19 protein-coding genes and 3 tRNA genes are annotated in these 19,328 nt (G+C 55.4%); 9 read left to right on the forward strand and 13 right to left on the reverse strand.

Annotation, left to right across the window (positions count from 1 at the left end; genetic code table 11):
- Window position 1: 1 nt before the first annotated feature.
- Window positions 2-1,090, reverse strand: a complete 1,089-nt coding sequence (locus tag ACR0NW_RS00940; protein ID WP_480449407.1) for a PA0069 family radical SAM protein — start codon at window positions 1,088-1,090, stop codon at window positions 2-4.
- A gap of 263 nt (window positions 1,091-1,353) precedes the next feature.
- On the opposite strand from ACR0NW_RS00940, the gene ACR0NW_RS00945 reads away from it, so the two are divergent.
- Window positions 1,354-2,052, forward strand: a complete 699-nt coding sequence (locus ACR0NW_RS00945; protein ID WP_480449405.1) for a corrinoid protein — start codon at window positions 1,354-1,356, stop codon at window positions 2,050-2,052.
- 217 nt (window positions 2,053-2,269) lie between these two features.
- Window positions 2,270-2,938, forward strand: a complete 669-nt coding sequence (locus ACR0NW_RS00950; RefSeq protein WP_480449403.1) for a DUF1638 domain-containing protein — start codon at window positions 2,270-2,272, stop codon at window positions 2,936-2,938.
- Between the two features lie 16 nt (window positions 2,939-2,954).
- Here the strand turns inward: ACR0NW_RS00950 and ACR0NW_RS00955 are convergent, their stop codons facing one another.
- A complete protein-coding gene (locus ACR0NW_RS00955; protein WP_170655791.1) occupies window positions 2,955-3,365 on the reverse strand; it encodes a SufE family protein in 411 nt (136 codons plus the stop codon).
- 137 nt (window positions 3,366-3,502) lie between these two features.
- Between ACR0NW_RS00955 and ACR0NW_RS00960 the strand changes: the two genes are divergently transcribed.
- Window positions 3,503-3,991 carry a hypothetical protein gene (locus ACR0NW_RS00960; RefSeq protein WP_480449401.1) on the forward strand — a complete coding sequence of 163 codons (489 nt, stop codon included), beginning with the start codon at window positions 3,503-3,505 and terminating at the stop codon, window positions 3,989-3,991.
- Between the two features lie 9 nt (window positions 3,992-4,000).
- Here ACR0NW_RS00960 and rnd read toward each other — a convergent pair whose 3' ends face one another.
- The 3 genes from rnd to purM all read right to left on the reverse strand — a co-directional run bounded on the left by rnd (window position 4,001) and on the right by purM (window position 6,915).
- Window positions 4,001-5,158: a ribonuclease D gene (rnd, locus tag ACR0NW_RS00965; RefSeq protein WP_170655795.1), complete on the reverse strand. Its 1,158-nt coding sequence runs from the start codon at window positions 5,156-5,158 to the stop codon at window positions 4,001-4,003.
- 117 nt (window positions 5,159-5,275) lie between these two features.
- A complete protein-coding gene (gene purN, locus ACR0NW_RS00970; protein WP_480449399.1) occupies window positions 5,276-5,872 on the reverse strand; it encodes a phosphoribosylglycinamide formyltransferase in 597 nt (198 codons plus the stop codon).
- Complete coding sequence (gene purM / locus ACR0NW_RS00975) at window positions 5,869-6,915, reverse strand: phosphoribosylformylglycinamidine cyclo-ligase (protein ID WP_480449397.1); 1,047 nt, start codon at window positions 6,913-6,915, stop codon at window positions 5,869-5,871. The genes purN and purM overlap by 4 nt, the downstream gene beginning before the upstream one ends.
- Window positions 6,916-7,021: 106 nt before the next feature.
- On the opposite strand from purM, the gene ACR0NW_RS00980 reads away from it, so the two are divergent.
- Window positions 7,022-7,098: transfer RNA gene (locus ACR0NW_RS00980), tRNA-Ile, on the forward strand.
- A 233-nt stretch (window positions 7,099-7,331) separates the two neighbouring features.
- Here the strand turns inward: ACR0NW_RS00980 and ACR0NW_RS00985 are convergent.
- Window positions 7,332-7,559, reverse strand: a complete 228-nt coding sequence (locus tag ACR0NW_RS00985) for a hypothetical protein (RefSeq protein ID WP_170650094.1) — start codon at window positions 7,557-7,559, stop codon at window positions 7,332-7,334.
- A gap of 282 nt (window positions 7,560-7,841) precedes the next feature.
- Between ACR0NW_RS00985 and ACR0NW_RS00990 the strand changes: the two genes are divergently transcribed.
- Window positions 7,842-8,582: a porin gene (locus ACR0NW_RS00990; protein WP_480449395.1), complete on the forward strand. Its 741-nt coding sequence runs from the start codon at window positions 7,842-7,844 to the stop codon at window positions 8,580-8,582.
- An 83-nt stretch (window positions 8,583-8,665) separates the two neighbouring features.
- On the opposite strand, the gene ACR0NW_RS00995 is transcribed toward ACR0NW_RS00990, so the two are convergent.
- A complete protein-coding gene (locus ACR0NW_RS00995) occupies window positions 8,666-9,985 on the reverse strand; it encodes an ATP-binding protein (RefSeq protein ID WP_480449393.1) in 1,320 nt (439 codons plus the stop codon).
- A 44-nt stretch (window positions 9,986-10,029) separates the two neighbouring features.
- Between ACR0NW_RS00995 and ACR0NW_RS01000 the strand changes: the two genes are divergently transcribed.
- The 3 genes from ACR0NW_RS01000 (at window position 10,030) to ACR0NW_RS01010 (ending at window position 11,300) form a co-directional block, all read left to right on the forward strand.
- Entirely contained in the window at window positions 10,030-10,944 is a 915-nt protein-coding gene (locus ACR0NW_RS01000; protein WP_480449391.1) for an MBL fold metallo-hydrolase, read from the forward strand.
- A 75-nt stretch (window positions 10,945-11,019) separates the two neighbouring features.
- Window positions 11,020-11,094: transfer RNA gene (locus ACR0NW_RS01005), tRNA-Asn, on the forward strand.
- A 131-nt stretch (window positions 11,095-11,225) separates the two neighbouring features.
- Window positions 11,226-11,300 (forward strand) — tRNA-Asn (locus ACR0NW_RS01010).
- A gap of 50 nt (window positions 11,301-11,350) precedes the next feature.
- Here the strand turns inward: ACR0NW_RS01010 and ACR0NW_RS01015 are convergent.
- The 4 genes from ACR0NW_RS01015 to zwf form a co-directional block, all read right to left on the reverse strand.
- Entirely contained in the window at window positions 11,351-12,970 is a 1,620-nt protein-coding gene (locus tag ACR0NW_RS01015) for a long-chain-fatty-acid--CoA ligase (protein WP_480449389.1), read from the reverse strand.
- A gap of 194 nt (window positions 12,971-13,164) precedes the next feature.
- The gene (gene pgi / locus ACR0NW_RS01020) at window positions 13,165-14,775 is read right to left on the reverse strand and encodes a glucose-6-phosphate isomerase (RefSeq protein ID WP_480449387.1); all 1,611 of its coding nucleotides are present in this window, start codon (window positions 14,773-14,775) and stop codon (window positions 13,165-13,167) included.
- A gap of 5 nt (window positions 14,776-14,780) precedes the next feature.
- Entirely contained in the window at window positions 14,781-15,452 is a 672-nt protein-coding gene (pgl, locus tag ACR0NW_RS01025; protein WP_480449385.1) for a 6-phosphogluconolactonase, read from the reverse strand.
- Window positions 15,449-16,903 carry a glucose-6-phosphate dehydrogenase gene (gene zwf, locus ACR0NW_RS01030; RefSeq protein ID WP_480449383.1) on the reverse strand — a complete coding sequence of 485 codons (1,455 nt, stop codon included), beginning with the start codon at window positions 16,901-16,903 and terminating at the stop codon, window positions 15,449-15,451. Before zwf ends, pgl begins: the two co-directional genes overlap by 4 nt.
- Window positions 16,904-17,067: 164 nt before the next feature.
- On the opposite strand from zwf, the gene ACR0NW_RS01035 reads away from it, so the two are divergent.
- Window positions 17,068-18,021, forward strand: a complete 954-nt coding sequence (locus tag ACR0NW_RS01035) for a radical SAM protein (protein WP_480449381.1) — start codon at window positions 17,068-17,070, stop codon at window positions 18,019-18,021.
- 2 nt (window positions 18,022-18,023) lie between these two features.
- On the opposite strand, the gene ACR0NW_RS01040 is transcribed toward ACR0NW_RS01035, so the two are convergent.
- Window positions 18,024-18,722, reverse strand: a complete 699-nt coding sequence (locus ACR0NW_RS01040; RefSeq protein WP_480449379.1) for a lipid-binding SYLF domain-containing protein — start codon at window positions 18,720-18,722, stop codon at window positions 18,024-18,026.
- Window positions 18,723-18,875: 153 nt separating this feature from the next.
- A complete protein-coding gene (locus ACR0NW_RS01045; RefSeq protein ID WP_170650102.1) occupies window positions 18,876-19,145 on the reverse strand; it encodes an usg protein in 270 nt (89 codons plus the stop codon).
- Window positions 19,146-19,328 lie beyond the last annotated feature (183 nt).

Below are 19,328 nucleotides of genomic sequence, written 5' to 3' on the forward strand. Positions count from 1 at the left end.
TTCAGAACAACGAGAGTTGATCGCCTGCCTGAGCGGGACAGCCAAACAAATCACATCGCAAAGGTTGAGTTTCGGTTGCAAGATCAAGCCGTTTCACCGCCGCCTTGAACCGTTTTGCGATCATTTCGGCAAAGACCCCCTCACCCCGCATCCTGTGGCCCCAACGTGGGTCATAGTCGCGTCCGCCGTGCATTTCGCGAAGGCGACTCATGACTTTCTCTGCACGTGCCGGCTGGTGATCTGCCAACCACTCCTGCCAAAGCTGCGAGACCTCGCGCGGTAGACGCAACATGATCCAGCTCGCTGAGTCCGCCCCCGCCTGTTTGCCCGCCTGCAACAGGTTTTCAAGTTCATGGTCCGTCAAGCCCGGTACGATCGGCGAGGTCATGATGCGCACCGGTACGCCAGCCTCGGTCAAACGCTCAATAACACGTAGACGCCTTTCGGGTGCAGGGGCGCGTGGTTCCATACTGCGCGACAGCTCTGCATCCAATGTCGTGAGTGAAATACCCACGCGTACCAGCCCCTGTTCGGCCATGGGGGCAAGAATATCGAGATCGCGCTCGACCAGGGCGCCTTTGGTGACGATTGCCAGCGGATGCCTGAATTCGGCCAGAACGTTCAGGCAAGACCTTGTGATCATACGATCTTTTTCGATTGGCTGATATGGATCCGTGTTTGTACCCAAAGCCAGCGGAGCGACCTTGTATGATCGTCGGGACAACTCTTTGCGCAACAACTCGGCTGCGTTCGGACGCGCGATCAGGCGGGTTTCGAAGTCCAATCCAGGAGACAATCCCAGATAAGCGTGCGTCGGGCGCGCAAAGCAGTAAACGCAGCCATGCTCGCAACCGCGGTATGGATTGATTGAGCGATCGAATGGCAAATCCGGCGAACGATTGTAGGAGATCACACTGCGCGCAATTTCATCGCGAACCTGCGTTCGAAGCAAAGGAGCATCTTCGATGATATCCCAGCCGTCATCCGTAAACGTCGTCACAAAACGCTCGAATCTGGGCGTGTCATTGGATACAGCTCCCCTGCCCTTTACAGTTCTGTGCACGTTTTCTCTGTTCCAGCGAGATTCCATATCAAAAAATAGAACATTACAGGAACATTCACAATACTCAGGCGCAGATTTCGATGGTCAGCCAGCGTCCGGCAATGCTGATGTGAGCACAATGAAACAAGATCATGCGGAAAATTCTGTCGAGTCGGGGTAAAATCTGACCTATAGGTCGGTTGCAGAACTGGCGACGTCGCAATCAACGCAGTCGAACTGCGGCGAAATGGCCAAAACGGAAAAAATTGCCACTGCGGGCCGCGGCCCCTTACAGCTCAGGGAAACGACTCATGTCGGATGAAGAAGACATCGTCCTGTCGGAACTGAACGACGAGGAACTCGTCGAACAGATGTTTGACGACCTTTATGACGGTCTCAAGGAAGAGATTGAAGAAGGTGTGAACATCCTGCTGGAACGCGGATGGACCCCTTACGACATCCTCACCAAGGCACTGGTGGGCGGCATGACCATCGTGGGGCACGATTTCCGCGACGGCATTCTGTTCGTTCCCGAAGTGCTGCTGGCCGCGAACGCAATGAAAGGCGGCATGACCATCCTCAAGCCGTTGCTGGCCGAAACCGGCGCACCGCGCGTTGGCAAGATGGTGATTGGCACCGTAAAGGGCGACATCCACGATATCGGCAAGAACCTTGTGTCGATGATGATGGAAGGCGCAGGCTTTGAAGTGGTCGATCTGGGCATCAACAACCCGGTCGAAAACTACCTTGAGGCGCTGGAAAACGAACAGCCTGACATTCTGGGCATGTCGGCTCTGCTGACGACCACCATGCCTTATATGAAGGTCGTGATCGACACCATGGTCGAGCAAGGCGTACGCGACAACTATATCGTCCTGGTTGGCGGTGCTCCGCTGAACGAAGAGTTCGGCAAGGCCATTGGTGCCGACGCCTATTGCCGCGATGCTGCGGTTGCCGTGGAAACGGCAAAGGATTTTGTGTCACGCAAACACAATCAGTTGGCCGGTTAAATTCACCAACCCGAAAAATCAAACCCCACCAAAACGGTGGGGTTTTTTTGTTTGAAATTTGCACCAACGACTCCGGCGCTCTATTTACTATGCAATCAAACGACGGCTTTCGGCGGTTCCCGTTTATGTCGCGGGACGGATATGTGACGTCGGCTGCGGTGTTGTTTCGGACCGCGTTCCACGATTTTCTGGACCGGAACCTGACGGAGGCAATCGAATGACCCAACAGCAATTGCCGGATGACGAAAGCCTGACCGACAAAGGTCTCGCGCCCGGAAACGACAACGGGCGCATATTGCTGATAGCTTGCGGCGCGTTGGCCAGAGAGATTCTTGACCTGAAGAATCGCAATGGTTGGAACCATCTATCTTTGACATGCCTACCCGCAATCCTTCATGTCCATCCGGAAAAAATTACGCAGGCTGTTGAGGAATCCGTTGAAAAACATCGCGGAAAGTTTGACCGGATCTTTGTGGTTTACGCCGACTGCGGAACCGGTGGCCTGTTGCAACAAGCCTGCGATCGTTTGGGTGTTGAAATGGTAAAGGGGCCGCATTGCTATTCGTTTTTCGAAGGCAATGACATCTTTGCCGAACATGGTGAGGATGAGACGACAGCATTCTATTTGACGGACTTTCTGGCCCGGCAGTTCGATGCATTCGTGTGGAAGCCACTAGGCCTGGATCGACACCCCGAGTTGCGGGACATGTATTTCGGAAACTACACCAAGCTGGTGTATCAAGCTCAGACCGATGACCCGAAACTGACCGAACGTGCCCGTGAATGCGCTGACAAAATGGGCCTGTCTTTCGAGCGCCGATTTACCGGATACGGCGACTTGGCCAAAACACTGGAAGAATGGGCAGTCGCCCCCGCGAATTCCTGAACGTTTCCCTGCCAGCTCAGGCGTGCTCGGCCGCGACGTCCCGAATCCGCTCAATCATCGCGCGCAAACCGTTTGAACGCTGAGATGACAGGTGGTCATTCAGGCCGAGTCTTGCCATTTCTGCCCGTGCGTCGACTTTGGGCACTCCATCGACCGGCAACCCATTGTAGAGCGCTCGCAAAACCGCAATCAAACCCCGCACGATCATTGCGTCACTGTCGCCGTCGAACCGGAACGTACCGCCGTCAATCATTGGATGCAGCCAGACCTGACTCGCACAACCATGAACCTTGGTTGCCGGAACCTTTAGCGCGTCGTCCAGCGGCTCCATCGCCTTGCCCTGTTCGATCACATAGCGATAGCGGTCTTCCCAATCTTCCAGGAATTCGAAATCTTCGACGATTTCTTCAAAGGCGGGACTTGCCATGCAGCGATCCTTTTGTTGCGGTTCACGATAGTGAACTATGACGCCGCACAGGGCGTGTCCAGTCCTGCGGTGGCTTTTCAAGACGTGCGAGATGGGCTAACCCATTGCAAGACAATCCACTCAGATCGCCGGGTCTCATGAAAAAAACTCTATCCGTACTTCTGGTTACCGCGTTGGCCCTGTCTGCTTGCGGAAATTCAAGAAAATCCAAATCTGCGACAACTGCACCGACAACCGACGCCGCCACGGCTCTGGTGCCGCAGAGAAGCGGTACAGGATTGCTCTCACGCCCCGATCGCCCGGACCTCAGCGTACCGATTGCGGTCATCAGCGAATTGCGTGTTGATCCGACCTCGACCGGTGCGATCATCTATGTTGAGGGGATTGCCTCCCGTCAGGGTGCATTCAACGCGGAATTGCGGCCGGTCATATCCGAAGAAAACACCAAGAACGGTATTTTGGCCTATACCTTCCGCGTCGTTTATCCCGAAGGTCCGACGCCCCAAGGGCCGGAACGTTCGCGGACAATTGTCGAGGCGGTGGATATCAGCAATCAGGACTTACAGGGCGTGCGTCTGGTCCGGGTCATCGGGCAGCAAAACACGCTTGATACCAGAAGACGCTGAAACCTGCGGTCAGAGCGAAACGACGTTGACTGATTGCCCTTTGGCCGCCAGTGCGATCTTGCCCTCACACAGCCGCAGCGCGTCCTGTCCGAACACTTCATAGCGCCAACCGGACATGGCGGGCACTTCACGTTCACCTGCAGCAATCAGATCCAGATCCGAACTGGTAGCAATCAACTTGGCGGCCACTCCGGAACTTTCGGTTTTCGACTTCAGCAAAACACGCAATAGATCTGCCAGCGCAGGATTGACCTTCAGCTTTTCCCGGCTGTTATCCGGTTTGGGCATGTCCTCGGGCGGGCAATTCACACCGCGCTTGACTGCCGCCAGAATCCCTTCGGCGATTGCACCCTTACGGGCCTCACGCAGCAACAAACGGGAACCGCCCAAATCCGAAGGCGATTTGGGCTTAGTTGACGCCAGTTCGATAAGCGCGTCATCTTTGAAGACCCGGCTGCGCGGGACGTTGTTTTGTTGCGCATATGCCTCACGGAATTGCGCCAACTCGCGAACAACCGCCAGAAATTTTGCGGAATTGGTGCGGGTCTTGACCCTGCGCCACGCGTCTTCGGGGCGAATATCATAGGTTTCGGCGCCGGTTAGCACCTGCAACTCTTCAGCGACCCAGTGGCTACGGTTGGTCTTAGCCAGCTCATCCGCCAGATATTCATAGATTTTTCTCAGATGTGTCACATCCGCCAGTGCATAAGTCTTTTGCGCATCGGTCAGCGGGCGGCGTGACCAGTCGGTAAAACGGGACGTCTTATCGAGACCCTGCTTGCAAATCTTACGCACAAGCGTCTCATAGCCCACCTGCTCACCAAACCCACAGACCATGGCCGCGACCTGAGTGTCGAAAAGCGGTTTAGGAAAGATGCCCGCTTCGACCCAGAAAATCTCCAGATCCTGCCGGGCCGCGTGAAAGACCTTGACCACGTTTTCATCGCGGAACAGATCATACAATGGTTCAAGCGACATGCCTTCAACCAACGGGTCAACCAAAACGGCACTGTCCTTGTCGTCCGAAGGTACCGCCAACTGAACCAGACACAGTTTGGAATAATACGTCCGCTCACGCAGAAACTCGGTGTCTACAGTGATATAGGGATATGCGGCAGCGGCCTTGCAAAATTCGGCCAGCTCTTGCGTCGTTTTCAGGGTTCTCATGCGCTGTGCTAGGTCTTGCTCTTGTTCTTGTTACTGCCCGATAAACCTGTCCTCGTTCCGAGCGATCCCGGTGAACATAGGCCGATAAACACATGCGTGTAAATCACCGTCGGGCTTTCAGGGTAACAGAACCGGAGACCTGTTACCTTCCGCATACCTTTGCAATACGGCGGGATAAAGCTGGTGTTCCCACGACAGAACCCGCGCGGCCAACGTTTCCGGTGTATCGTCCACTTCGACAGGTACTTTCGCCTGCCCAAGAATAGGACCGTCATCAAGGGCCGCCGTCACCTCATGCACGGTGCAACCATGTACCCTGTCACCGGCCTCAATCGCGCGAGCATGCGTGTTCAACCCTTTGTACTTGGGCAGAAGCGACGGGTGAATGTTCAACATCCTGCCCTGAAACCGCGAAACGAAGTCTCCGGTGAGAACACGCATGAATCCAGCAAGACAGACGATATCTGGTTCTGCCGCCAGCAATGGCTTCAGCAATTCAGCCTCAAACGCTGAACGATCACCGCGAAATGGCTGATGTTCGACTGCCGCAGTAGGAATTCCTCGGGCGGCGGCCTTCTTCAACCCGCCCGCCTGAGGATCGTTGGACAAAACCAGACAGGGGCGTGCCGGGTGATCGCCAGTCATGCTGTCGACCAGCGACACCATATTTGAACCGCCACCCGAAAGCAGGATCGCAACGCGTTTTTTGGTCACGACAGAGTGCCCGAGTATTCCACGCCCGGCTTATTGGTGACACTGCCGATCCGGTACACGGTTTCACCGGCTTCACGCAGTGTGTTCGCCAGTTCTTCGGCTTGGTCGGAAGCGCACACCACAATCATGCCAATCCCACAGTTGAAGGTCTTAAGCATTTCCGCTTCGGCAATTCCACCAACTTCGGACATCCATTTGAAGACCGGCGGAAGATCCCAGGCATTCAGGTCGATCCGTGCACCCAGTTCCTCAGGCAGAACACGCGGCAGGTTTTCAGTCAGCCCTCCACCAGTAATGTGGGCAAGGGCATGTACCCCACCGGAACGGATCGCGGCCAGCGCCTGTTTCACATACAGCCGAGTCGGAGTCAGCAGAGCCTCGCCCAAAAGGCCCTCGCCAAAGGGCGACGGCGAATCCCACTCCAGACCGGAATGTTCAACCAGACGGCGCACCAAGGAGTAACCATTCGAATGAACACCGTTCGAGGCAAGCCCCAAAAGAACATCGCCTTCCTGAACATCCGCAGGCAGATGAGCATCCCTTTCCATGGCTCCAACCGCAAACCCGGCCAGATCGAAATCACCTTCGGGATACATACCGGGCATTTCAGCAGTCTCACCACCGATCAGAGCGCATCCAGATTGTACGCACCCTTCTGCAATCCCCTCGATGATCCGTGCCGCCGTTTCAGTTTCCAGCTTGCCGGTCGCAAAATAATCCAGGAAAAACAGCGGCTCGGCGCCCTGACAGATCAGATCATTGACACACATGGCAACAAGATCGACACCAACGCCATCAACAACGCCCGTATCGATGGCGATCCGCAATTTGGTTCCGACTCCATCCGTGGCACCCACGAGAATCGGATCCTGATAGCCTGCCCCCTTAAGGTCGAACAATGCGCCAAACCCACCCAGACCACTCATCACTCCGGGCCTGTTGGTCCGCTTGGCGGCTGGCTTGATCCGATCCACCAAGGCGTTTCCTGCATCAATATCCACGCCTGCATCGGCATAGGTCATGCCGTTCTTGCCTGCTGTCATGGCAAATCCCTCATGATTGCTTTTGCGCGGGTTAGTCGATTGTGGCCTTTCATGCAACGGTCAGGCTTGACGCGGACGACAAGCGTGATACCCAAGGCGCTCAGGCGGGCCTGTAGCTCAATTGGTTAGAGCAGAGCGCTCATAACGCTTTGGTTGGGGGTTCGAGTCCCTCCGGGCCTACCAAAATCCGCATTTGTTCCAAGTAACGATACGAGATCACCCGACCCGCCGGGTAGGTCAGCCTCCGAGCGCCGGTGACAGCCTTGAATATTAAACACAATTTCAATGCGTTATGGGTTCGACCAAATAAAAATCATAAACTTGTTTCGGACGGCATAAAAATCAAACCATCCGATCAGACCCTGTCCACGGCTGTAAGCTGGCTCGGGCGGTCGGGTTGTATCACGGCAACGCGCCTACCCTCCGACATAAACCCCATCTTTGGGTCGGTAAAAAATCTTCTGGTCATGCAGGCGCCCCAACAGATCGTGTATACGTCTAATGGTGTCCTGACGATCAGCATTCGCTTCGTCCGATTCACCCATCTGTTCCTGCGAGAATGAGGCAGACGCCTGCCTCAGCGCCAGTTCGATCAAATCCATGTCTTCAACCGACAACTCGAACACGTCATTGTACTGGGGCATCCTGGATCCTCTGCTCAGATGGGTTACACGAATGTTTGCTCAGGCTCTCGGGCCGCCTTTGCATAATACAAAATTCCCAGGATAATCGAATAGTGCATTGGTAGAGGGTCCAATCGGTTGTTCCCAACCATTCTGAGGGTTACCCGGAAACATGTGCCTGCATAGTCACAGTCTAAAAATTCACACACCGGATTCTACCCTAACGCGCAGGATCGCGATACTGACAATCAACGCATCGCTCCTTGGAATGGGCGGTCGTAAAAAAGAAGACGGAGCAGGACATTGAAAAATCTTTTTGTATTCGGCGCATTGACCGCCGGAATTTACGCTGGTGCGGCACAGGCGGTAGAAGTTACCGGAGGTTACGTTGATCTTGGTTACTCGGGCCTGACCGACCAGACCGACTTTCAGCGATACAACCTGAACGGAGCGGGTGAAATTGCCTTTTCGCGCAGCGTCGGGCTGCAGCTGGACCTTGGCGCCTACCGTTTCGACACCCTTGATGAAACCGTAACGAACGCCACCTTGCATGGTGTTTTTCACGTTAGCCCGAACGGCTCTTTGGGGGTTTTCTATGGTCAGGAAAATCTGCCAGCAACCAACGGTTTCATTTCCGAAGATTTCCGGTTCTTTGGTATCGAAGGCGGGTATGATGCCGGTCAGGTAGATATCGAAGGGTATCTTGGCCGACAGGATGTGGATGTCGTCAACAACGCCAATGGGACCATTTTCGGGATTTCTGTTAACAGCTACGTAACCGATAGCTGGGAACTTTCGCTGAACTACGATTTGGTGGACAATATTGAGGGCGCGCTTGACATCAGCACGCTGTCGATTGGCGCCGACTACGATCTGAGCCCCAATGCCAAGGTCTATGGCGAAGTTGGCAATGCCCGCTACGCCATTGGAAACGGCAGCACCAACGAAACATATGTCGGTGTGGGCGTCCGTATCAATCTGGGCGCATCACGCGGCACTACATTCGGAACCCGCGGCGTTGCCGCGAAAATTCCAGGTCTTTAAGTTCGGATTGCCCCGGCCTGAACAGGCCGGGGCATCTCAATCTCCTGTACGTTCTTTAGATAATGTTCAGCTAGAACCCATTGTTATCGACCGATAACAATGTCTACGCACAGACCTCCAAGCTCCTCGCTTACGCCAAGACGCAAGGCCCCTCCATGTGCGCGGGCGATATCTGCCACGATGGCAAGCCCAAGCCCCACTCCACTCCCTTGATTCTGGTTGCGTGCGGGATCCAGCCGGGAAAACGGTTTGACGGCTTCGGTTCTTTGTTCCGGCGGAATCCCCGGCCCGTCATCCTCGACACGAATGCGCATTGATTTTGGTGTCATCACAAGACTGACCCGGGCCCGTGTCCCGTATCTCACGGCGTTTCCGATCAGGTTTTCAACTGCGCGCCGAATCGCCACAGGGCGTAGCATGACCTCTCCCTGCTCCTCGGTTGGCACCAGTTCCACAACCCGCCCTGCCCGCTTTGCATCCTCTACGATCTGGCGCAGCAAAACGGCTGGTTTCACCGCTTCGGGCGCCCCTTCTGCGGCACCCCGCGAGAAATCAAGGAACGCATCCAGCAAAGACTGCATTTCATCCACGTCCTGCAGCAACGGCTTGGCGTCTTCCGCTGGCAGCATGGAAAGACCCAATTTTAACCGGGTGAGTGGCGTTCGCAGGTCATGACTGACACCAGACAGCATCAGCGTCCGCTGTTCGATTTGCCGCTCTATGCGCGCGCGCATGTTGAGAAAGGCACTGCCTGCGGCACGTACCTCAATCGCTCCGCCGGGCGAATATGGAACCACCCGGCCACGCCCAAAGGCCTGCGCCACTTCGGCCAGCTTTGTGATCGGGCGCAGCTGATTGCGCATATAGAGGAAGGATATCGACGTCATGAGTACGGCAAAGAACACCATCGTGACGATCAATTGATGCGGAGCGGCAGGTGACAAACGCCTGCGATCAAACGTCAGCTCAAGAACGCCAAGATTAGTGTTCAGATAAACTCGCGCCTCACGACTGCTTGGCAACGATACCGCCGCAACATCAGGCAGCCACCCTTGCAATTGCGTAACAATCAGTGGCGCAATGAAGTCGTACCACCGGCGCGACGCAACAGTTGGCTTTTCATTTTGGTTGAGAAAAACGGCCCTCATTTCAAGCGCCGCCAGAATCGGCCGAGCTGCGGCCAACGCCTGCTGCTGAGTTTCGGCCGACTGCATGACTTGTGTCACAAATCCAATTTCACGCGACGCAGTCCGCGTCATCTGAGTGGTAACGTCTTCCAGATGACGTTGCAGAAACGCGATCGCAACGACCAGCAGAACAACAATCATAGGCAGTGCCAGAATGATCGCTGCGCGGGCATAAAGGCTGCGGGGCATATAAGGTTTGAGCCAACGGAAGGACATGCGCTAAGCCTAACCCTGCACCCCGGCAAGAGAAAGAGGCCAAGATGCTACCGCCCGATGAATTCGATCCGCCCGTTGGCATCCCGTTCCAGCTTGACGATGATCTGCTGAGGGTTGTTGCGCCAAACCCCTCACCCATGACTTATCGTGGTACAAACACGTACATTCTGGGTCGCCGCGACGTAGCGGTTATCGATCCCGGCCCGGCGGATGATCGTCATCTGCAGGCGATTCTGGATGCGCTGAAACCGGAGCAGAGAATCAGTCACATCATCGTTTCCCACAGCCATCTGGACCACTCACCGCTGGCTGCTCCTTTGTCGGCAAAAACCGGTGCGCCGGTCCTTGCCTTCGGAGGGCCGGAAGCGGGGCGTAGTGCGGTCATGACACGCTTGGCAGCGCGGGGCCTCACCGGGGGTGGTGAAGGGATTGACCGGGCCTTTTGCCCTGATATCGAAGTTGAGGATGGCCAGATGATCGACGGCGACGGCTGGACCCTGGAGGTGATTCATACTCCGGGGCATCTGGGGAACCATATCGCACTTGCATGGAATGACATCTGTTTCACCGCAGACCATGTAATGGGCTGGGCCAGTTCGCTTGTATCGCCTCCTGACGGCGACTTGACCGACTTTATGTCGGCATGCCGCAAGCTGCGCGCGCGAAACTGGTCCGTGTTCCATCCCGGTCATGGAGCACCTGTTACAGATCCCGCTGGGCGTCTGGACTGGCTGATCCAACACCGCCAGAGCCGCGAGGCACAGATACTGACCGCGTTAACCGATCAACCCGGCACTGCACGGAACCTGGCCGAGCGAATCTATACGGACACTCCGCCCCGCCTGCTGCCTGCCGCAGAGCGCAACGTGTTTGCGCATCTGGTTGATCTTGCCGAAAAATCCCGCGTATCACCGGCCGGCGAGATTTCGATAACGGCTGAATTCAGCGTAGCTGACTGATGCTGAAAAAAATTATTGTTTTCGCGTCATTCCCCTCTGGACGGGAAAATGTCGGATTGTTATACGGCCCGCAGTTCCGGCGTAGCTCAGCGGTAGAGCAGTTGACTGTTAATCAATTGGTCGTAGGTTCGATCCCTACCGCCGGAGCCAATTTTCACTAACAAAATGACACAATGTAAGCGCCATTCTATGCCGCTACAGACGGGTGAGTTTTTTCGTCGAAAAAACTTTATCACCCCTCTGGACGACCGATATTCTGGTTGCTATACGGCGCGAACCGTTCCGGCGTAGCTCAGCGGTAGAGCAGTTGACTGTTAATCAATTGGTCGTAGGTTCGATCCCTACCGCCGGAGCCATTTCCCCTCGTCCTCAAATCGGACCATTTGTGCCGTCTGTTGCCGTTTTCTCAGTCGGAAAGCACGTCTGAGAACTCAGCCCGCAAATTGCGTTTCAAGACCTTGCCCGTGGCGTTCAGCGGCAGTGCATCCACAAACACGACCTTGTCAGGCACCTGCCAACTCGCGATTTTTCCTTCGAAAAATGTTAAAAGCTCTTCTTGGGTTGGGTCCTCGCCTTCTGCTTTGACAGCGACAAGCAATGGCCGTTCATCCCATTTCGGATGAGGCACTCCAACGACGGCTGCAGTTGCCAGTTTGGGATGCGCCACAGCAATGTTTTCCAACTCAACCGAACTGATCCATTCACCCCCGGATTTGATGATGTCTTTGGAACGATCGCGGATGGTCATGTACCCATCCGGATCAAGGGTTGCGACATCGCCCGTGGCGAACCAACCATCCTGCAACAAGGGTTGGTCCTGCATATGGAAATAGCTGTCCAGAACCCAATGCCCGCGCACCATCAGATCGCCCTGAGTCACCCCGTCATTGGGCAAGTCCTTTCCGTCGTCATCAACGATTTTCAGCTCGACACCATAAGGCGGCCTGCCCTGATTTTCGCGCAACCTGTGCTGATCTTCGGTGGTCAGATTCCGATGCTTGGCCAAGGGAATGTTGGCTGTGCCAAGGGGGCTCATCTCGCTCATCCCCCAGGCGTGGACGGTATCGACGCCATAGGTTTCACGGAAGGTTTCGATCATCGATGGTGGACATGCCGATCCGCCAATTACTGTGCGCTCAAGGCTTTCCAATTTACTGCCCGATTTTTCCGCATGGGCCAAAAGTCCCTGCCAGATCGTCGGAACACCCATCGCCAGCGTGACATGGTAGGTATCGATCAAATTGACCAGAGCTTCGCCATGCAGGTCCGGCCCCGGCAGTACCATTCGGGCGCCAGACATGGCGCACCCATAGGGTGAACCCCATGCGTTGACGTGAAACATCGGAACAACCGGCAGCACGACATCCATCGCCGAGTAGCCGATCACGTCGCGCGTATTCGAAGCAAAACTGTGCAAAACCGTAGATCGGTGGGAATACAACACGCCTTTAGGATTGCCGGTCGTACCGGATGTGTAACACAAGCTGGAAGCCGTGTTTTCATCCAAGACCGGCCATTCGAAATCCGCATCTCCTGTTTCGATCAATTCATCATAGAACAACAGGCCAGGCATCTGAGACAACGCGGCCTCATCTCGTGGCCCCATCAGTACAAAATGACGGACCGCGGTCAGCTTGTCTTTGAGCGCGGCGATCAGCGGAACAAAGGTCGCGTCAAAGAACAGCACCCTGTCTTCAGCATGATTGATGATGTAGGTGAGTTGTTCGGGGAAAAGACGCGGGTTGATCGTGTGGCAGACAAAGCCCGCACTGGAGGCCGCGTAATATACTTCAAGGTGGCGGCGATTATTCCATGCGATCGTTCCAACACGGTCCTGCGGCTCCAGCCCAAGATTCGCCAGCGCAGACCCCATTCGCCGAGCATTCCGCGAGATTTCCGCCCAGTTGGTCTGGGTTATCGTGTTGTCGGTTTCAACCGACCATACCTCGGTCTGACCATGGTATTTTTCGGCATGTTCTATCAGTGACGAAATCAGCAAGGGCTGCGTCATCATCTGTCCCAGCATGGGTGTCCTCCCCTGTCGGCGCCGCACTTACTGAACAGCGCCGGTTGTTTCTGCATGAATGAACGTCGGCAAGGCTGTGCTTGTCGGATCACTCATGGCTCTTCCATGAGGAAGAACCTGCCAAGCAATTCACCCGCTGACAACAACGCGAATACGATATGCCGTAACGGCAGGCCTGATTTCACAAGCCAAAGTCAGCTTCGGTAGCGCAACGCATAGGCAACAAGGGCGGCTGTTGAGCTGTCTTTCTCCTCTGTCCCACGATCGCCATCCACAATGGGGCCCAGCGAGGTCGCAAGCTCCTTTCCCAGTTCCACACCCCATTGATCGAATGAATTGATGCCGAGGATCACGCCCTCGACAAAAACCCGGTGTTCGTACAAGGCGATGATCTGCCCCAGAACATAGGGCGTCAGTTTGGGATACATCAGGGTGGTCGACGGACGGTTGCCGGGGAAAACTCGATGCCGGGCCTGACGGTCGAGTTCCTCATCGCCGAGCCCGCGGTCCGCCAAAAGCGCGCGCGCCTCGTCCAATGAACGACCCTGCATCAATGCCTCGGACTGGGCCAGACAATTTGCCAGCAAAAGCCGGTGGTGATGTTCCAGCTCGGGCTCGTGGCCCTCGGCGGCAACCATGAATTCGCAGGGGACAACATCCGTTCCCTGATGGATCAACTGATAGAATGCGTGCTGTCCGTTGGTACCCGGCTCACCCCAGACAATCGGGCCTGACGGGCCGATCAAAGCAGAGCCGTCCATGGCAACGGATTTTCCGTTCGACTCCATCTCAAGCTGCTGCAGGTACGCCGGAAGGCGGTTCAATCGCTGGTCGTATGGCAAAACGGCGCGGCTGGAATAAGACAGAATCTGGCGGTGCCATATCCCGACCAAGGCCAGCATCACCGGCATGTTTTCCACCAAGTCGGCCGAGCGGAAATGCAGGTCCATCGCCTGCCCGCCGCGCAGAAACGCGTCGAATGCATTTGAGCCTACGGCAATCATGACCGGCAAGCCAACTGGCCCCCAGATCGAATAACGCCCGCCAACCCAATTCGCAAAACCGAACACCCTCTCCTGCGGAATGCCGAATGCCTTGGTCTTGTCCAGATTGCTGGAAACTGCGGCGAACTGTTTTGCCGGGTCACCGCCGCCATCCTGCATCCACGCGCGAGCTGTGCGGGCGTTGGTCATTGTTTCGATGGTCGTAAACGTCTTGGAGGCAACAATGACCAGCGTGCGCGAAGGATCCAGCGGGCGTAGCGTATCCGCGATATGCGCACCATCGACATTCGACACATAGTGCAGCCGGGGCCCGTCATGATATGGTGATAAAGCGCGTGTAGCCATGACCGGCCCAAGATCGGACCCGCCGATGCCGATGTTCACCACATCAGTGAACGGCCCACCTGCCCCCTCAATAGCCCCACCTCGGACCTCTTCTGCAAAAACCCTCATCCGTTGAAGGGTCTCCAGCACTCCGGGCATGACATCTGCCCCATCGACCTCGACCGGATCACCGTCAAGATTGCGCAGAGCAGTGTGCAGAACAGCCCTATTTTCGGTTTCGTTGATCTTGTTGCCGGAAAACATGGCATCGCGCCTTGCGGCCAAATTAGCCGTTTCGCAAAGCCGCAGCAGCGACGCGCGAATTTGATCGTCGACCTGAGTTTTTGAATAATCGAACAACAAATCACCGGACGAGGCGGAAAACCCCTGCGCCCGGTCTGGATCGGAATCGAACAAGTCAGTTATCCTGCGGTCCCGCACATGATCAGCTTGTTCCGCAAGTCTGCCGATATCCATCTCTTCTACTCCGCCCAATGGACTGTGATCCCACTCAGAACCGCAGCGATTGGCGCCTCTTCAGGAGGCAATGACATAGCGCGTTCCAGCGCGTCACGCTTGGCTGCACCATAGATAATCAGGTGCTTGGACAAGGCACCGTCCAAAATAGGTGCGGTTAGCGTGATGCGGGGTTCGGGCTGCACCGCTGTTCGTGCGACGGCTAGTGTCGGCGCGTCGCCGTCAAGGGCCTGTGCCAACCCGTCCATCCCGGGATACAGCGAGGCAGTATGCATGTCTTCGCCCATCCCTAGTACCAGCACAGACAACGGCAAAACCGGTGCGATCAGGGCCTCGATGTGCGCCAGAGCATCCTCGGGATGTTCCGACGGAATATAAAGCGGAACGAACTCTGCCGCCGAAGCACGGCTGACCAATAGGCGCTCGCGGATCAGGCGCTCGTTTGAACGCCCGTGATCTGAAGGCACACAACGTTCATCCGTTGGCAGAACACGCACACGATCCCATTCCAGATCAGCCGCGCACAGGCTGTCGAACACCGGACCAGGCGTGGTTCCCCCGGGGACAGCGAAAGCGATGGTTTCATTGTGCAACAGAGATGCTTCAAGTTCTCCCGCCAGTTTGTTGGCCACATCGATGGCCAGCAAATCCCTGTCAGCATATTCCTGAATATTCATGGCTTGATCCCTTGCCAGCGGCGACCGTCGCGTTTCATCAGCAGCTCGGCGTCGCCCGGCCCGGTGCTGCCGCTGTCATATGGTTTTGGTACATCGCCGCGCGCCTGCCATCCAGCGATGATCGGATCGGTCCAGGCCCAGGCGGCTTCGACTTCATCGTCGCGCATGAACAGGGTCTGGTTACCTCGGATCACATCCATCACAAGGCGCTCATAGGCGTCCGGTGGGTCTTGGTTTTCTGCCCCCAATGCCTCGGCAAAGCTCATGTCCAGTGGGACGTCGACCAGACGCATCCCCCCCGGGCCCGGCTCTTTGATCGTCACTTTCAGCGTAATTCCCTCGTTCGGTTGCAAGCGGATCGACAACACGTTTGCGTGTCGCCCTGCCCCCTCACCGAAAATCGAATGCGGCGCGTCCTTGAACATCACATTGATCACGGATGAACGCGCAACCAGCCGCTTCCCCGTACGCAGATAAAACGGTGTTCCGGCCCACCGCCAGTTGCTGATATGCGCGCGCAAAGCGATATAGCTTTCGGTAGAGGACCTCTCTTTGCCAACCACATCCCGATAGCCCGGCCCGTCGGCCCCGGCCACAAACTGACCGCGTACGATGTGGTGTGGTTGAACGGGGTCCAGTGCGCGGATCACCTTGAGTTTTTCATCCCGTACCGCATCGGGGTCGAACTTCGCCGGTGGCTCCATGGCGATCAGACAAAGAAGCTGCATCAAATGGTTTTGTATCATATCGCGCATGGCACCGGCGCGATCATAGTAATTCTCGCGCCCGTCCACACCTACGGTTTCGGCCACCGTGATCTGGATATGGTCGACATACTGGCTGTTCCACAACGGCTCGAACAGCATGTTTCCAAAGCGGACCGCCATGAGGTTCTGGACCGTCTCTTTGCCCAGATAGTGATCAATGCGGTAAATCTGCTTTTCGTCGAAATACGCAGCCAGGGTCGCGTTCAGCCCACGGGCACTGGCGAGGTCATGACCAAAGGGCTTTTCAACCACGACCCTTGTCTGATCCGTGACCATCCCGAATGCTTCGATCCTCTCCGCAAGCGGTTCGAACAGGCGGGGGCCCACGGAAAAGTAAAACGCCCTGACCCGCTGCGGATCAAGCCGTTTAGCAAGACCTTCCCACCCGTCGTTGGACAGTGCATCAACCCGGGAATAGACAATCCGCTGCAGGAACTCATTGAGGACGGCGTGCCGGGCTGACAACACCGGAACAAGCTGTCGCAGGGATTCGGCGACGAGCGCACGAAACGACTCGTCATCATGATCGCTTCGCGCCGCACCGACGATCAAAACGTCCTTGGGCCATTGTCCCGCGCAATATCTGCGAAACAGCGCCGGCAGAATCTTACGCTGGGCAAGATCGCCGGTTCCGCCGAATATGACCAGATCAAAAGGATCTACCGGTATGATGCGAGAAACCATGGGTTTTCCTTAACTCCCAATCCGGCGCGTGTCCAATGTTAGCGCAATCATTTCGTTTTCGTTACCCACCATCAAAACTCTGTCAGATACGTCGCGTCCGTCTTTAATTCACCTGTGGCAATAAGCTAGATCAGTTGGACAGTTGCAAGGAACCGGATGCCGGAATGAAAGACAACGCGCCTCAGTTAGCCAATATCGGAAAGTTTCAGAACAAATTCGTGACAGCCGATGGCCAGCAGCGTGCAGCAGTACCGCTAAGCAATCCAGAGACGTTGTGGTTCAATACCGGTACGCTGTGCAACATTGAATGCCTGAACTGCTATATCAAAAGCAGCCCCACGAATGATGCGCTGGTGTACATTTCGGAATCCGAGGTCATTGAATTTCTGGATCAGATTCAAACGCGGAACTGGCCAGTGCGCGAGATTGGTTTTACCGGCGGTGAGCCTTTTATGAACCCCGAGATGATCGGAATCACAAGATCCGCCCTTGAACGCGGATATGAGGTTTTGATTCTGACCAACGCGATGCGCCCGATGATGCGTCGAAAGGTGCGCGAAGGACTACTGGAACTTCATCGCGAGTACGGGGAAAAGCTTACACTTCGGATTTCGGTCGATCACTATCGTTCTGAACTGCACGACGCGGAAAGGGGCGCTGGCAGTTTTGAAAAAACCCTCGAAGGAATGAAATGGCTTCGGGACAACGGATTTCGGATGACTGTGGCAGGACGCACTGTCTGGGGAGAGTCCGATGCGGAAAGCCGCGCGGGCTATGCCGCGTTCTACGCCGAACATGGCTTTGACATTGATGCCACTAACCCCGGCCAAACAGTACTGTTCCCCGAAATGGACGAAACTTCGGAAGTACCTGAAATAACCACAGCCTGCTGGGGGATTCTTGACAAAGCACCTAGCGCCGTGATGTGCGCCAGTTCCCGCATGGTGGTCAAACGCAAGGGCGCATCGAAACCAGCCGTTCTGGCCTGTACCCTGCTGCCCTATTCACCGGAATTCGAAATGGGAACAACATTGGCCGAAGCCGAAGCGGATGTTCACCTGAACCACCCTCATTGCGCGAAATTCTGCGTTCTGGGCGGAGCAAGTTGTTCGGCTTGACGTCAGTTCAGTTCGGGTGATTTCCAATACTTGGTTCCGGACGCGTTCGCTGAAACGCGCCAACCCTTTTTGTCGAGCACGAATATGGACCGCCCATTGACGAACCTGGCGGTCTGGCCCGTCCTCTCATCGCCATACATGGCGCCTGTTTCCGCCGTGGCATCATAGCCTTCGGTGATGAACTTCTGGAAATCTGCCTGTGTTTCGAACAAGATCACCAGCTGGGTTTCAAACCCACCGATACCAATGGCCGCCCCAACTCCACCTGTCCCCATATTCATGTATGTACGGCTGCCGTCTTCCTTTGAAACAGCAACACCACGACCGTATCCGGCGGATACGGGAAACACTGTTATCTTGCGGGTATCAAAGGCGGCATAGCCAGCGCTATCCTGATAAAGCGCATCAGCATCCGAATTCTCTGCCAGAAGACGAGTCAGAATTTCATCTGACATCGTGTCCAGCTTGGCGCGTGTTTCTTCGGGCGTCGCCTCATTGGTCACCAAATCAGCGGTGGAATCGAACGTATCACTGACGATGTCGGCGCCTTTGCCAACAGCCTCACCAGCGCTTTCAGCGCCGCGGCTAATGGCGTCTGCCGTACTTTCAGCGCCTTTTTTGACCTTATCGAGCAAATTTTCTGCTGAGACAGTTCCGCAAAGCAGAAGCCCCGCAACGATGGAAATTGGTAACTTCATCATGGAATGATCCAATGTCAGAACCTGCGTTCGACACTCACAATACCCATTGTTGTCAAAAATAAAATCCGGTTCGTCGCGAACATCGCGACCTCATACGAAATACAATCGTCAAACTAGCCCGGGAAACGCCAAATGCGCCGTTTAGGCCATCGGTCAATTCAGCCTGAATTCGCCCACTACATTACGCCACTCACCCGGCGCGATCATTTTGCGATGTGTGAAACGGACGGAATGAAGTGGCCCTTCGATTTCGCGCTGCCAGAACTCAATGAAATCAAACAGCCTCGGATGATCAGGCGCCAGATCATATTCCTGCCATGTGAAGGTATTCAAAACGTGAATGTAGTCGGGCATGTGATAATAGAACTCAGCCGTAGTCAGCCCGTACCCCTTAAGCATCAATTCTGTTTCGCTTTGCTCCATGCAGACCTCCAAATTATTGCAAGGTCTCTTCAGCATAGCACGAATTCAACCGAACTCTCATTAAAACAATGCGTTAACCTTGCGTGAGCGGTGAAATTCGCCCCATTTCCGTTGCTTGCTTGCACCTTATGTGCCGGGTCTGATAAGATGCATCCACAAGATATAGACCCTGCACAAAGAACG

This window comes from Ruegeria sp. CF5 (assembly GCF_056537325.1).

Coding starts and splice junctions, on each gene's coding strand:
- ACR0NW_RS00940 (WP_480449407.1), bottom strand. CDS start 1,090: ATGGAATCTCGCTGGAACAGAGAAAACGTGCACAGAACTGTAAAGGGC.
- ACR0NW_RS00945 (WP_480449405.1), top strand. CDS start 1,354: ATGTCGGATGAAGAAGACATCGTCCTGTCGGAACTGAACGACGAGGAA.
- ACR0NW_RS00950 (WP_480449403.1), top strand. CDS start 2,270: ATGACCCAACAGCAATTGCCGGATGACGAAAGCCTGACCGACAAAGGT.
- ACR0NW_RS00955 (WP_170655791.1), bottom strand. CDS start 3,365: ATGGCAAGTCCCGCCTTTGAAGAAATCGTCGAAGATTTCGAATTCCTG.
- ACR0NW_RS00960 (WP_480449401.1), top strand. CDS start 3,503: ATGAAAAAAACTCTATCCGTACTTCTGGTTACCGCGTTGGCCCTGTCT.
- rnd (WP_170655795.1), bottom strand. CDS start 5,158: ATGAGAACCCTGAAAACGACGCAAGAGCTGGCCGAATTTTGCAAGGCC.
- purM (WP_480449397.1), bottom strand. CDS start 6,915: ATGACAGCAGGCAAGAACGGCATGACCTATGCCGATGCAGGCGTGGAT.
- ACR0NW_RS00985 (WP_170650094.1), bottom strand. CDS start 7,559: ATGCCCCAGTACAATGACGTGTTCGAGTTGTCGGTTGAAGACATGGAT.
- ACR0NW_RS00995 (WP_480449393.1), bottom strand. CDS start 9,985: ATGTCCTTCCGTTGGCTCAAACCTTATATGCCCCGCAGCCTTTATGCC.
- ACR0NW_RS01000 (WP_480449391.1), top strand. CDS start 10,030: ATGCTACCGCCCGATGAATTCGATCCGCCCGTTGGCATCCCGTTCCAG.
- ACR0NW_RS01015 (WP_480449389.1), bottom strand. CDS start 12,970: ATGCTGGGACAGATGATGACGCAGCCCTTGCTGATTTCGTCACTGATA.
- pgi (WP_480449387.1), bottom strand. CDS start 14,775: ATGGATATCGGCAGACTTGCGGAACAAGCTGATCATGTGCGGGACCGC.
- pgl (WP_480449385.1), bottom strand. CDS start 15,452: ATGAATATTCAGGAATATGCTGACAGGGATTTGCTGGCCATCGATGTG.
- zwf (WP_480449383.1), bottom strand. CDS start 16,903: ATGGTTTCTCGCATCATACCGGTAGATCCTTTTGATCTGGTCATATTC.
- ACR0NW_RS01035 (WP_480449381.1), top strand. CDS start 17,068: ATGAAAGACAACGCGCCTCAGTTAGCCAATATCGGAAAGTTTCAGAAC.
- ACR0NW_RS01040 (WP_480449379.1), bottom strand. CDS start 18,722: ATGATGAAGTTACCAATTTCCATCGTTGCGGGGCTTCTGCTTTGCGGA.
- ACR0NW_RS01045 (WP_170650102.1), bottom strand. CDS start 19,145: ATGGAGCAAAGCGAAACAGAATTGATGCTTAAGGGGTACGGGCTGACT.